Consider the following 13,462-nt stretch of genomic DNA (forward strand, 5'->3'; position numbering starts at 1 on the left):
TCTTTAGTTCAATATACGTATGTCGGCTGCCTCGACCGCTTCCAATATACCTTCAATACCTTCTTTTCCTATTTTGCCAATTATCTTCTTTTTGTCAAAATCTTTGACCGGTATGCCTGAGTCACTCATGAAACCAGTCAGGTTGTATGCATGGGCATTGCGGATGACAATCTGTTTTGCCCGATCATAGTATATCTTTTTGAATGCATCTACGGTTTCTAGTGAGTCGACGATGAGTTGTGGACGTGATCTGCGCGTTTCTACCCTTCCCTCCACGACAGCAATCTGTCTTGTCAAGTTCGGATGGACATTGAAATAGACCTTTGGAAAAACGACTCCTTCCATTTCATGAAGCCCGTCGGTGAACTTGACGAACGCCATATTCTGTCCATTTTTTGTCCTGATTACTTTAATGTCGTCCAAAAAAACAAGATAAATCCCCTTACTTTGATTGAGAAGGTTGAACGGAATGAATTGGAGAGATTTCCTTAGTGCTATGACGGGGTGGTCAGAGAGGTAGAATCCGAACACGTCCTTCTCCCCTTCGACCTTTTCCATATCATCCATTTCAGCAGCGTGGTGGTATTCTTTCTTTATATTGAAGCCAAGCGTACTGAGGAACGAATCATGAGCATATTCTTCAGCATTCAATTCATCAAGCATGGGTAGCGTATTGAGGAGCGTTTTTCTATTCTCCTCAAAAACATCCAAAGCGCCCGACTGGACGAGACGCGTGAGCACTTTCCTATCCAGATTGACGTCCTGTACCCTAGTCTTCAAATCATATATATCGCTGAACGGGCCGTTTTCACGTTCTTTTATAATTGCCTCGGCATGACGATAAGTGACGCCTTTGATCATCGAGAAACCGAGTTCTATGCCTTCATCGCTTCTGTTATTCCATAAGGAGCTGTTGATGTTCGGAAGAAATAACGGAATTCTACGCCGCTTGATTTCACTTACGGTCTGGTTGACCTTATGCTCATTGCCGAAATGATGGGTAAGTATGACGGAATAGAACACTTCAGGATAGTGGGTTTTGATGTAGGCAAGGGTGTAGGATATCCGACTGTATGCCACCGCGTGGCTTTTTGGGAATCCGTAGTCGGCGAACTCCAAGATCAGGTTGAAAATATGATGGCCCACCTGGCTTGCGTATCCTTTACTTTCTGCCCCCTTCTCAAAGCGGCCCCTTTCATGTTCAAGCGTTTCCCTATCCTTTTTACTCATTGCCCGCCTCAATATATCCGCTTCCGCATAACTGTAGCCTGCGATCCTTGAAGCGATCTGCATGATCTGTTCCTGATAGACGATGACGCCATACGTCTCTTTGAGTATATCTTTAATGTCTTCGTGCGGATATCTGACTGCGTCTGGTTTTTGCTTCCCGGCGATGAAATTCGGGATTTCCTTCATCGGCCCTGGCCGGTACAAAGCGATTACTGCGACAAGGTCAAGAAATCCTTCAGGCTGCATTTCCCTGATTACTTTGCTTATGCCATCCGACTCCAACTGGAAGATGCCGATGGTCATTCCCTTCCCGAGCAACCGATAGACTGCTGGATCATCATCCGGAATTTCATCCAAGTTGAATGAAATTCCGGACTTTTCTATTTTATTGACCATGAACTTCAACAACGTCAGATTTCTAAGTCCCAGAACATCTATCTTCAGAAGTCCTGAAGGCTCCACCTCATTCATCGTCCACTGACTCAATGTGTGTCCGTCACTGAAGGTCACCGGGATGTTCTCGGTAAGGCGTTCCGCACTGAGCAGTATGCCGGCAGCATGGGTGGATGTATGCCGCGGCAACCCTTCAATTCTTTTACACAGACTCGCATATGTAACATACTTGGGATCCGCTTCTGAAAGCGACCGGAACGCATCTTTCTGAAACGCCTCCTGGAGTTTTGCCCCAGGGGTTTCTGGAATAAGTCCTGAAATCATTTTCAGTTCATCATCTTTAAAACCGAGTACCCTGCCAACATCACGTGCTGCCATCTTGGCACTCAACGTGCCATATGTGACTATATGCGCCACATTCATCGTACCGTACTTCTCAATCAGATAATCGACTACCTCATCGCGTCTGGCATCCTCAAAATCAATATCGATGTCAGGCATCGTCACACGTTCAGGGTTGAGGAAGCGTTCGAATAGCAGGTTATACTGAAGCGGGTCGACTTCAGTAATGTTCAGCAGATAGGATACAAGGCTCGCACTTGAGGATCCCCGTCCTGGTCCTACATAAATCCCATTTCGTTTTGCATGGTTGATTGCATCCTGCACAATCAAAAAATAATCTTCATATCCCATATCCACGATTACACCATATTCATACTCGAGCCGTTTTCTATAGACGCTTCCACCATCCGTCTTGGATTCGAGCTGCTGTTTCAGCATTTGCCATAGAAAGGATTTTGAATCTTCATTCTGGGGATTGGGGAAATGTGGCAAAGTCCGTTCCGTCCTCGGTATTTCGACATTACACTTCTCTACGAGGCGTTGATTGTTTTTAAGGTGGGAAGCTTCAATCTCAGTGAGATCCGAGAGCACTCTGATATGATCGGAGCCCGTGGCGTCATGCACGGAGGCCGTATCCAGCTTCTCATTATCCCGTATCGCATTCAATGTAACCCTTACCGGCAGATCTTCAGGTTCCATGTAGTGGGCCGGATTGATGAAGACTGTCCCGTACTCCGGGTGCGAGAGGTGGTGGGATATGTACTTATCTCCAGGTTTTATGGCCATGCCGTCCAAAAGTGGGATGCCTTGCTCATTCTTTGCGATCGCTACACACGACTGGATATTTTTATTGAGGTATTGGACCGGCGTAAATTCCAGATTCTTATAGGAAAGCATGGCCGAAAGACGGATCAGTTCCTTATAGCCTCCAAGATCTTTAGCGATGAGTACCAACGGGATGCCCGACATCTGATCATCTACCGAAACTTCCATCCCGATCAAGGGTTTAATGCCAGACTTCGACGCATGGGTATAGAACTCATATACACCATGTAGACGATTGAAATCAGTAAGTGCAACTGCCTTTTGTCCATCTCTGGAAATTTTATCAAGAAGCGGGCCGATCTTGATATTGCTGTCCAGAAATTCATAGCAGCTATGCACATTTAAATTGATCATTAGGCAAAACCCTTTCTACAGTTTACTCTCCAGCGCTTTGATCAGTTCCTGGACTTCTTCGTTATCCTTCAATGTAATTCCGCTTGCGAGGGGGTGCCCGCCTCCCCCGAACCGTTCTGCCACATCGTTGATGACAGTGTCCTTGGCGCGTAACCTTACGCGGATTTCATCATTTTCCTCGATGGCCATAAACCATATTTTAGCTTCATCGATTTCACGATAGATGTTGACATGCATACTCGCCTCATTACTTGATAGACCGTACTTCTCCAACGTAGGCTCATCTATATAAATAGACAGTACACCTTTATCGGTGATTTTGAATGCATCAATCAGATGACCTTTGAACTTGAATTGTTCCAGACTCTGCTTATTCATTTCATTCATATCTTTGGCAGCTTCAAACTTGAACCGCTTGAGTTCGGCTACGACCTTATGGGTCAATTCTGTAGTGTTATTGAAGAGAAATCTGCCAGTATCACCAACGATTCCGGCAAACAGGAGACGTGCCGACTCATCATTGATATAGTCGTTGTCGAATCCCCATGCTGATGCCAGCAGAAAGATGAGCTCGGAAGTGGACGACACACCCGTTTCAACGATATTGATCGTGCCATAAGGATCGTGGTTCGGATGATGGTCTATCTTGACCACTTCAGCACCCATCGATACATCTCCCTCAATCCGATCAGTATTGGCTGTATCCACTACAATGACAAGTGGGTGATCTAGGGTAACGGCAGTATCCATCTCACCGAGAAAAGAAAGAGATGGTTCAGTCTCTCCAAGCGCCGCCACTTTCTTATTTGGAAACATGTGCTGGATGATGGATTTCAATCCAAGTTGGGCCCCTATCGCATCAGGGTCCGGTCTCACATGCCTCAATATGATGATTTCGTCATAGGTGTTGATCTTGTTTATCAACGCCTTATAGTTGTCCTTTAGAGTCGGGTATCCATTTATATATTCTGTGAACAATTCTCATTCTCCCCTTATTTGATTTACTTGTTTCGCATAATAAATTATACTACATATTGGAATGGAGTTGTAACGATGGAAACATCCTATCAGATTGCAGTATCCTTTCTCGTCACACTGCTGCTCCTGAGCTTTTTTATGTTCCTGCTCTATAAGGTCAGGAAAATCAGGACGGAACGGGACGTCAGAAAGGCGTATTTCAACAGCATATCGAGAATCTGGCTCGGGTTGTTGATCGCTGTCTTCGGCCTTAATACAATCATACAATTTTCGTCGGCAGTATCATATATAGTCGGTGGTCTGTTCATCATCATCGGCCTCTACAATGTATGGCATTTCAATGCTGCCCGAAAGTACTTTAAAGGAAATCTCCCCATAGAGGAGAAGGCTTGGGCGGAGTTCAACCGTAAAACTCGGCAGAATGGAAAATAGACAAGTGAGCTCACTTGTCTATTTTTCTTTATAATGCTGGATCAGCAGCACCGCTTTCATGTGAATCTCTCCATTTGCCCTAGTAATGACTTCCATCCTAAGGAACTGCTCCCCAGCATCCAGGACTTCTCCTTCTATCACAAGTTCCTGATTCAATTGCATCAGCTTCATATTCATGATGTTCATCGTATCTATGTGATAACTGGCTATATTCCTCTCCTTGAGCATCGCATCTATCAGACGCTCCATAAGTCTGATGAACTCGGACTGTATCATACTGCCATGTTCATCAGTCAAGAATGGCATGACTTTAATATGAAGTCTATTACCATCTATATGCACATTCCTGCCGAGGTCTGGTTCTGCTGAGGACAACCCTTCAGGTTTCTGCAGCTCTCTTTGCTTGAATACATCCCTCCTATCTACAACACCGAGCCATCTGCCTTCATCGTCAATAATCGGTATGATGTTGAGATGGTGCCAACTCATGGCTTGGCGTAGGCGCTGGATTGTACTCTGTGGTCTTGCTGAGGCATCGAATACTAAGCCTTCCGGTCCATCCTCCCTCAATTTCATGAGATCTTTAGAACGGATGAGGCCCAGATAGAATCCTTCTTCTAGAATGATCGTCACCTTATCTGCCGGATAAAAGTCCTTCCCAAAATCATTTTTAATATCATACACATATTCCTCCTGACGCACCAGAAGGTCGGCAGCAGTAATGACATTGGTCGTCATGAATCTGTTGTACAATTCGCGCTGTATTGCCGACGCAACAGTAAATGTGTCAGAAGTCGTCGACAGGACAGGGAGACTGAATGCGTCCGCCCGCTCCAATATTTTCGGATCGGCCCCAAAACCTCCAGTAATCAGAATACCCGAATGGTTTTCCAATGCTTTCCGCTGGGCATCTTCACGATTCCCCACGATGAGGAGCGCACCTTCCTCAAGATATGTTTCGAGGGCTTCGGTACGCATTGCGCCTATGATGAATCTGCTGATTTCTCCATCAAGCCCTTCTGAACCAGCCAGGACAGTACCTTCAATCACCCGCTTCACCTGTTCAAAACTAAGTTTTCCTTCTATGTATTCCTCTTTCGGCGCAACCCTTATCGTGCCTACACGCTCTATGGTCTTTACAAGACCCTCTTTCTCAGCATCTTTAATTGCCCTGTAACTTGTGCCGTCTGAAACACCCAGATGGGCAGATACTCGCCGCACGGAAATTTTGGCACCTTCCGGCAGGCGATATATATAATCTATGATTTCATCATGTTTTGACATTCTTTACCTCCGCTACCTGCTTTATAAAAAAAGGGGCAGAACCCTGCCCCTGATGCCCTATTACATCTAAAATCTATGCCTTGAACTTTACAGTTTGTCCTGCTTCCAGTGTCTGGCAGTCTCCCTCCACTTTATCTGCAAATGCCTGTGCGTCCTGCTTGATTGGTGAGAAAGTATTGTAGTGAACAGGAACTGTGACGTCCGGCTTGATGAATTCATTTACTGCATAAGACGCATCATCTATGCCCATTGTGAAATGGTCGCCGATCGGGACGAAGGCGACATCAAACGGGCCATTGAGTTCCGTAATGAGTTTCATATCACCGAATATCCCAGTATCCCCAAGATGATAGATTTTTTTGCCGCCTGCTTCAATAATGATTCCTGTCGGCATCCCTGTATATATTGCATTCCCATCTTCCTCTGTAAAGCTGGAGCTGTGGAATGCATGGACATATTTGACTGTCCCGAATTCAAATGAATTTTTACCGCCAATATTCATCCCCATAGCTTCCACACCTTGCCCTGACAGATAATCTGCCAACTCTACAGGGGCAACCACGGTCGCGTCATTGGCTTTGGCGATCTCCACGGTATCACCGACATGGTCATTGTGCCCATGGGTCAATACGATATAGTCAACTTTCACATCTTCGACTTTCAAGTCCGTCAATTCATTGCCGTTTATGAATGGATCGACGATCATTTTTGAACCATCATTCTCAAGTTGGATGATCGAATGTCCATGATAGCTGAGTTCCATAATCCTATACCTCCTAAATGAATATCATATGTTTTCACTATACCCTAAAACCGCGGCAACCATTCATATTTATGATACAATTTTCATGAGGTGAATCAAATGAAGACAATTAGACGCAGCCATGCATTATCTGAAAATCATCTCTCTGAAATCATTGCCAGAGATGATTTTGATATACCCAATCTCGCATTGCCTCCGATGAAGAAGGCCCTTCATCCGGAAACAGAATATTTCGTTTCACTGAACCATATGGATGAACATGATCCTTTCCTTCTACAGAACCTCGTCATAGAAACCATACGCATGATAGAAGGTGCTGATGGTTTCGTGACTGACCAGATCTTTACAAATGATCATCATCACATCAATCATAGATTTCTTGATGAAATATCCATACAGACGGGTGAGCGGCACCTTATAATAGGGCCGAGTTTCAGTCGTGTACCGTCCTTTCTGCAAAGCCGCCTATTGGATGAGCTGGTAGACGCCGATGTTTCAGGAATCATGTTCGATGTGAGGAGCATGGACATCGATGACTTTGCTGCATTACAGCCACTTGCGAAACTTAAGATCCATGCAAAGAAACGGATCGCCATCATTCCCGTGGTGAAGGATGAACACCAGCGGAATGCTTTAGTCGACACCATCCCTTTTGATGTCGTCTGCATTGCAGACTGAATCCATAATAAGATAAAGATTGCCCGGACACGGTAAGAAAAAATCCTCCGCCATTTTCTAAGGCGGAGGATTTTTGGTTTTAATATTGGTTTACTACAGTAATTCTGTTACATCTTTATATTCTAGTTCCTGCGCTTCTGCAACTGCTTTATAAGTCACATGGCCGCCGTACGTGTTGAATCCACCAATCAATGTCGGGTTATCTGCAACTGCTTTACTGCAGCCTTTATTCGCTATTTGCAGGCCATAAGCCATAGTCGCATTCGTCAAAGCGATTGTAGACGTACGCGGTACCGCACCAGGCATGTTCGCAACTGCATAGTGGACGACTTCGTGCTTGAAGTAGATCGGATCATCATGTGTCGTCACTTTATCTGTAGTTTCGAAGATACCACCCTGGTCGATTGCGATGTCCACGATAACAGAACCGGCATTCATCGATTTGATCATGTCTTCACTTACAAGACGAGGCGCACGCGCTCCAGGTATCAGCACTGCACCGATGACAAGGTCACTTTCCTTCACTGCCTGCGCGATATTTAATGGAGAAGACATGAGCGTCTGGACATCGCGTCCAAACAGATCATCGAGTTCCCTCAACCGCTTAGGGTTAAGATCTAGAATCGTCACTTCTGCACCCAGGCCAATTGCCATTTTGGCTGCATTGGTTCCAGCCATTCCGCCACCGATGATGGTGACCTTGCCGCGGGAGACGCCTGGCACTCCGCTCAGGAGCACACCTTTGCCGCCTTTGATCTTCTGCAGGTACTCTGCACCGACTTGAGCCGCCATGCGTCCAGCCACTTCACTCATAGGGGAAAGCAACGGCAGTGAACCGTCCGGCAGTTGTATCGTTTCATAAGCAATTGCCGTTACTTTTTTATCTAAAAGCGCTTTTGTAAGTTTTGTTTCAGGTGCCAAGTGGAGGTAGGTGAATAGGATTAGATCTTCTTTGAAATAATCGAATTCCTCTGCCAAAGGTTCTTTGACTTTGACCACCATATCGACATCCCAAGCAGCTGCTGCAGAGTCTACTATTTCAGCTCCTGCATTGCTGTAGTCGGCATCCTCGAAATAAGAGCCGCCTCCTGCATTCGTCTCCACCTTGACTGTATGTCCTGCTTCGACGAAGGCGTGAACACCGCCAGGTGTCAGACCAACTCTACTTTCGTTGTTTTTAATCTCTTTAGGAACACCAATAATCATTCTAGAAACCCCTTTCATTTTTGAATGTTTCACCCTATTAATTGTATCATAAAGATATTGAAAAGTTATGACGTAAATATGACTTTATCAATGTAGAAATATATAAAATATTCAAAATGTGATATAATTGATGTGAAGAAGATATCACATCGAAAGGGGTTCTCAAAATGCTTAAGTATCAAAATATCCTTATCGCGGTTGATGGATCGAGAGAAGCGGAATGGGCATTCCATAAAGCAATCGACATCGCAAAACGGAATGATTCGAAACTATCAATCATCAACGTCATCGACACCCGTTCTTTCGCGTCAGTAGAAGCTTACGACCGTACAATTTCCCAACGTGCCAATGACTTTGCACAAAAGTTGCTGGATGGTTACGAAGATCTCGCATTGAAGAATGGTGTACTCGAAGTCGATAAGATAATCGACTATGGATCACCAAAGTCAATCATCCCTAAAAAGGCTGTTAAAAAGACCGGCGCAGATCTGATTGCGTGTGGTGCTACAGGTCTCAACGCTGTTGAGCGCTTCATCATCGGTTCAGTGTCTGAAGCAATTGTTCGTCACGCACCGTGTGATGTACTAGTTGTAAGAACTGAAACATTGCCTGATGATTTCGAACCTGTAGTTGCAACTGAAGAATTCATGAATGAAAACAAGTAATCCCAATTAAGTAGAAAAGGCTCCTGAAACCGATTGGTTTCAGGAGCCTTTTCTCTATACGCCCGTAACTCTAGCTACATCCCGTGCAATCATCACTTCTTCATCTGTTGGAATGACGATTATTTTTACAGGAGAATATGGGTGGTTGAGGAACTTCTCTTCCCCACGGACATCATTCATGGTCGGATCAAAATAGACACCCATGAATTCAAGGTTCTCCAGTACTTTTGCACGCACAATGTCGGAGTTTTCTCCAACGCCTGCTGTAAATATGATCGCATCGAGGCCGCCCATGCGTGTGGCGTAGGAGCCCATATATTTGTGGATTCTCTCACCGAACACTTCGAGTGCCAAGACTGCCCTCTTATTGCCTTTTTGAGCTTCATTCTCGATATCACGCAGGTCGCTTGAGAACCCGCTCACACCAAGTAGACCTGATTCCTTATTCAAGACATTGAGTACTTCTGCGGCGGACTTGCCCGTCTTTTCCATTATATAAGGAATGAGCGCCGGATCTATATTACCTGAGCGTGTACCCATGGTGACGCCTGCCAATGGAGTGAATCCCATTGACGTATCGATCGACTCGCCGCCTTTCACAGCCGCTATGCTGGCACCATTTCCTAAGTGGCAGCTGATTATCCTCAACTCATCAAGCGGTCTGTCCAAGAGTTCACTTGCCCGCTTGGTTACATATTTGTGGCTTGTACCATGAAAGCCGTATTTACGGATGCCGTAATCTTTATAATAGTGATAGGGCAAGCTGTATAAATAGGAACTTTCTGGCATGGTCTGGTGGAAAGATGTATCGAAGACAGCAACGTGTGGCACGTCTGGCAGAAGTTCCCTGAACGCGTTGATTCCCATCAAGTTCGCTGGGTTATGCAACGGTGCCAACTCACTCAGATCCTGGATCTCTTGAACGACTTTATCATCTATCAGAATCGAGTCATCGAAAACTTCGCCACCATGGACGACACGGTGCCCACTGGCATCTATATCATTTATATCCTTAAGCACATTATATTCAACTAGTTTCTTCAACATGAGGTGAACGGCTTCTTCATGGTCCCTGAAATTTTGGTTCAGTGTGTCTTTGTGTCCATCCACTGTGATGGAAAATATACCGTTGTCCATGCCGATTCTCTCGACAAGGCCTTTGGCTATCTCTTTTTCTTCAGGCATTTCAAACAATTGGAATTTAAATGATGAGCTGCCTGCGTTAATAGCTATAATCTTTGACATAACGCCCTCCTGATTCTTTAATTCCCAACATAGCTATCATACCATGACTCGGTCTGCTGCAAAAAGTTTTTAAACTGTGTGGCATTCTTAAAGTCCGGCACTTCGCCTATCAGCACTTCGTTGTTTTTTAGTGGAGAGAATTTCTTTTTGATGACCATGATGGATTTCCGTTGCTTCTCAGTCTTGAAGATTGTTTTCGGCAAATGCAGGAACATCAACAATGTCGCTTCTTCTGATAGATACTTCTTGATGGTTTCATTATCATTCTCAAGCATATCCGAAGGGACAATGAATGCTCCAATTCCATCATCTTTCACATAGGCCATGGCACTTTCAAGCATCAATAGGTGCGCGTAGCTCCGACCTTCTTCAAAAGCTGTTGTAAAGCCCTCTACTTTAAGAGGATAATGTCCTACCGGAAGGTCACCGACTGCTGCATCCACTTCTCCTGCCCTAGAAGGTTCTATGATGTCTTGAGGATAGATATTCATTGGTACCTTCAGGAATTCACATAGATTTGCATTGAGCTGGGCGAGGACTGGATCAACTTCTATCCCATTCAATTCAATTTCAGGCATGCGTTCCTTCATTGTCATTGATAGATGACCGGTTCCACTACCGGCGTCCAGGAGGCGGATGGAATCGTCATTAAACAGCTGTATCAGATGAGATATCAAATAGCCGAGACTGTCTGGTGTCATCTGATGATTCGGTTGAACAGGTTCCTTCTGTGCCTGTTGCAGATAAGCGAATTGGAATGCTTTCCTCTTCTCGTCCATACTGCCTTCCGCTTCAACCGTCAAAAGCGCTTCGCTCAATGCTTCAAGCCTTGAGAGCGCTTCGTCTTTCTCTATCAGGCGGTCTGTCTCCTGAATCAACCCATGGTATGTTTTTTCCATTTTTGTCTGTTCCATATTATCCCCCAATAAAATATGGACTGCCATCGGCAGTCCAAATGCTTTCTACATTATATTACAATGCTTTTAATGCTTCAATCGCTTTGTCGTAATCAGGGTGGTCTGTTCCTTCGGGAACATATTCGACGTATTGAATCTTGTCGTTCTCATCAAGCACGAAGACGCTACGTGCAAGAAGTCTCAACTCCTCCATCACCACGCCGTAATTTTCACCGAATGATAAATCTCTATGGTCACTCAATGTAACTGCATTTTCCAATCCCTCATCAGCTGTCCATCTTTTCTGTGCAAAAGGAAGGTCATTCGAAATGGTGATGACGGCAGCATTGTCGACGCTTGTTGCCTGCTCGTTGAATGTTTTGGTCTGGGTGCTGCACACACCAGTGTCTATCGATGGTATTACACTGATCAGTTTTTTCTTGCCTTTAAAATCATTGAGACTGACTTGTTCAAGGTCTGTATTCAGTACGGTAAAGTCAGGCGCCTGGTCTCCAACCTTTACCTGCTCACCGCGCAATGTCATTGGATTGCCTTTAAAAGTAACGTTAACCATTGATGAATCATCCTCCTAGGTAGATTGCTTATGCTATTATATTTCCCTGAAATAACGTGCTTTAATCATATTTTTATAATCTTGGTAGCTGTTCTTGACTACGTGCGTATTTGCGAAGTAGTCGTGCAGTCCGATTCTATCCTTTGTGAACAGTACAATCAAGTATGGGAGATAGAACAACTGGTTGCTGATATAGCGGCCAATCAGTTCTCTGAATATGACTTGGCCAAATGAGAGGCGTTCTCCGAATTCCGAGACCACACTGATGCCTGTAATCATTTTGCCGAGCGTTTGCCTGAAGTAGTATGTCATAAGAATGAAATAGGTGAAATAGATAGTTGCGTTTAAAATGTTTTCTGCACTGAACAGCGGAATCCATATTTGGAAGTCTCTAATGTCAAACACGTTTAAAATCGGGTATATGATCATTTGGGAAACTGACCACAGCACTATGATATCAATCAGGTAACTGATGAATCTTGTGAAAAAATGTGCCGTGGCCATGTAATCCAGTTTGTCGTCCAATGTGTCCGTCTCTCTGTAATCATCCCTGACAATCTGTTCCACATCCATACCCCCTACTTCTCATACAGGTACATAGGTTCTATGCCCTGCCTGTTTTTTAATAGAGATTCAATCTGTGCAATTTCAGTTTTCCCCATCAGGCGATCCATCAGACTGGCAGCTCCATAGTTAAGCAAGAGTCGATTGCCTTGACCCTGACCGTATTCGATGATTTGAGGGTTTCCTCCAATGCTCTCCTTCATTGATGCCATCGCATCTTCAAGATAACCCATCTCATCTACGAGGCCATTATCCATTGCGTCTTCGCCAAGATAAATCCGGCCATCGGCCAATTCCTTAACTCTTTTCTGGTCCATGCCCCGTCCTTCAGCCACTACATCAACGAAATCCTGGTACATGCTGTCGACCATGTTTTGTACGTATTCCTGCTCTTCTTTGCTCGGGTCTCTATGGCCGCTGAGCATTTCCTTCATATCTCCGCTGGCATACGTTTCAAACTCTACTCCATAATCCTCTGCAAGCTGACTGTAATTGATGCTCTGCATGATTACACCAATCGAACCGGTGAGCGTTTCATCGGAAGCAAAAATCTTATCGGCGGGGGCCGAGACGTAATAGCCACCAGAAGCTGCCATGCCGCCCATTGAACTGTAGATTGTTTTGCCGGCTTCTTTGGCTTCCATCAGATACTTATGTATCTCTGCGCTCTCATAGACTCCTCCGCCTGGTGAATTGACATTGAGTAGTATGCCTTTTATATCGTCACTGCTGATGATTTCCTTTAAAGCTTCTATCGTCAATTCATGATTATATGCTTCTGAACTGAACACGCCTTGTGAACCCGTATCCATAATGGTGCCTTCTATGTTCAATATGGCAATCTTATTGCTAGTGTTGCCTTCTTCAACGACGAAGGACGGCGGGAATTCACTGCTAGTGTATTCATTGATGGTGTCCTGCCAGTCACTGGCCCATAAAACATTGAATAATGAAGCCATTACACCAAAGAAAAACAAGGCCAATGCCACTACAACCGCGACTATCCGTTTCATTTTAACATTCCTTTCCGAAT

Annotated in this window: 13 protein-coding genes; 3 read left to right on the top strand and 10 right to left on the bottom strand. The window is 44.8% G+C overall.

Features of this window, described 5'->3' with window-relative positions; genetic code table 11:
- Positions 1 to 3 precede the first annotated feature (3 nt).
- Together ACZ43I_RS07005 and ACZ43I_RS07010 are read right to left on the bottom strand one after the other, a co-directional pair.
- Positions 4 to 3,144 carry a DNA polymerase III subunit alpha gene (locus tag ACZ43I_RS07005; protein WP_344702653.1) on the bottom strand — a complete coding sequence of 1,047 codons (3,141 nt, stop codon included), beginning with the start codon at positions 3,142 to 3,144 and terminating at the stop codon, positions 4 to 6.
- Positions 3,145 to 3,159: 15 nt separating this feature from the next.
- On the bottom strand, positions 3,160 to 4,122 hold the full coding sequence (locus tag ACZ43I_RS07010; RefSeq protein WP_344702651.1) for a DHH family phosphoesterase: 963 nt from the start codon (positions 4,120 to 4,122) through the stop codon (positions 3,160 to 3,162).
- A gap of 75 nt (positions 4,123 to 4,197) precedes the next feature.
- On the opposite strand from ACZ43I_RS07010, the gene ACZ43I_RS07015 reads away from it, so the two are divergent.
- Positions 4,198 to 4,554: a YtpI family protein gene (locus ACZ43I_RS07015; RefSeq protein ID WP_344702649.1), complete on the top strand. Its 357-nt coding sequence runs from the start codon at positions 4,198 to 4,200 to the stop codon at positions 4,552 to 4,554.
- A gap of 18 nt (positions 4,555 to 4,572) precedes the next feature.
- Here the strand turns inward: ACZ43I_RS07015 and ACZ43I_RS07020 are convergent, their stop codons facing one another.
- Together ACZ43I_RS07020 and ACZ43I_RS07025 are read right to left on the bottom strand one after the other, a co-directional pair.
- Positions 4,573 to 5,838, bottom strand: a complete 1,266-nt coding sequence (locus tag ACZ43I_RS07020) for a DRTGG domain-containing protein (protein ID WP_344702647.1) — start codon at positions 5,836 to 5,838, stop codon at positions 4,573 to 4,575.
- A gap of 73 nt (positions 5,839 to 5,911) precedes the next feature.
- Positions 5,912 to 6,601 (bottom strand): metal-dependent hydrolase, encoded by a 690-nt coding sequence (locus ACZ43I_RS07025; protein WP_344702645.1) that lies wholly within the window; start codon positions 6,599 to 6,601, stop codon positions 5,912 to 5,914.
- Positions 6,602 to 6,700: 99 nt separating this feature from the next.
- Between ACZ43I_RS07025 and ACZ43I_RS07030 the strand changes: the two genes are divergently transcribed.
- Complete coding sequence (locus tag ACZ43I_RS07030; RefSeq protein WP_344702643.1) at positions 6,701 to 7,279, top strand: hypothetical protein; 579 nt, start codon at positions 6,701 to 6,703, stop codon at positions 7,277 to 7,279.
- 93 nt (positions 7,280 to 7,372) lie between these two features.
- Here ACZ43I_RS07030 and ald read toward each other — a convergent pair whose 3' ends face one another.
- A complete protein-coding gene (ald, locus tag ACZ43I_RS07035; protein ID WP_344702641.1) occupies positions 7,373 to 8,485 on the bottom strand; it encodes an alanine dehydrogenase in 1,113 nt (370 codons plus the stop codon).
- 167 nt (positions 8,486 to 8,652) lie between these two features.
- Between ald and ACZ43I_RS07040 the strand changes: the two genes are divergently transcribed.
- Positions 8,653 to 9,150 (top strand): universal stress protein, encoded by a 498-nt coding sequence (locus ACZ43I_RS07040; RefSeq protein WP_344702639.1) that lies wholly within the window; start codon positions 8,653 to 8,655, stop codon positions 9,148 to 9,150.
- 54 nt (positions 9,151 to 9,204) lie between these two features.
- Here ACZ43I_RS07040 and ACZ43I_RS07045 read toward each other — a convergent pair whose 3' ends face one another.
- From ACZ43I_RS07045 to sppA, 5 genes are read right to left on the bottom strand one after another with little or no spacing between them, the layout of a single operon-like run.
- Positions 9,205 to 10,395: an acetate kinase gene (locus ACZ43I_RS07045; RefSeq protein WP_344702637.1), complete on the bottom strand. Its 1,191-nt coding sequence runs from the start codon at positions 10,393 to 10,395 to the stop codon at positions 9,205 to 9,207.
- Between the two features lie 17 nt (positions 10,396 to 10,412).
- Positions 10,413 to 11,309 (bottom strand): class I SAM-dependent methyltransferase, encoded by an 897-nt coding sequence (locus tag ACZ43I_RS07050; protein ID WP_344702635.1) that lies wholly within the window; start codon positions 11,307 to 11,309, stop codon positions 10,413 to 10,415.
- A gap of 58 nt (positions 11,310 to 11,367) precedes the next feature.
- Positions 11,368 to 11,865 carry a thiol peroxidase gene (gene tpx / locus ACZ43I_RS07055; protein WP_344702633.1) on the bottom strand — a complete coding sequence of 166 codons (498 nt, stop codon included), beginning with the start codon at positions 11,863 to 11,865 and terminating at the stop codon, positions 11,368 to 11,370.
- Positions 11,866 to 11,901: 36 nt separating this feature from the next.
- Complete coding sequence (locus tag ACZ43I_RS07060; RefSeq protein WP_344702631.1) at positions 11,902 to 12,432, bottom strand: RDD family protein; 531 nt, start codon at positions 12,430 to 12,432, stop codon at positions 11,902 to 11,904.
- Between the two features lie 11 nt (positions 12,433 to 12,443).
- The gene (gene sppA / locus ACZ43I_RS07065) at positions 12,444 to 13,442 is read right to left on the bottom strand and encodes a signal peptide peptidase SppA (RefSeq protein WP_344702629.1); all 999 of its coding nucleotides are present in this window, start codon (positions 13,440 to 13,442) and stop codon (positions 12,444 to 12,446) included.
- Between the last annotated feature and the right edge of the window lie 20 nt (positions 13,443 to 13,462).

The sequence above is a fragment of the Salinicoccus jeotgali genome (genome assembly GCF_055379195.1).